The following is a 202-nucleotide window of genomic DNA, read 5'->3' on the forward strand; positions in this document are numbered from 1 at the left end:
CAGAATACGTGCTTCTAGTGGGCCTTTTTTGGTAAGCAGAACAGGCGATGAGGGATGAACCTAACGTCGAGTTAAGGTGCCCAAGTGTACGCTCATGAGATACCACAAAAGGTGTTGATTCATCTAGACAGCAGGACGGTGGACATAAAAGTCGTCATCCGCTAAGGAGTGTGTTACAACTCACCTGCCGAATGAATTAGCC

General features: G+C 47.5%; 1 rRNA gene. It reads left to right on the forward strand.

The features are described 5' to 3' along the window. Positions 1–69: 69 nt before the first annotated feature. Positions 70–202 (forward strand): 23S ribosomal RNA (locus MST27_RS22245); the annotation flags it as partial.

This window comes from Stutzerimonas marianensis, from assembly GCF_022810315.1.
In the GTDB taxonomy this organism is placed as follows: domain Bacteria; phylum Pseudomonadota; class Gammaproteobacteria; order Pseudomonadales; family Pseudomonadaceae; genus Stutzerimonas; species Stutzerimonas marianensis.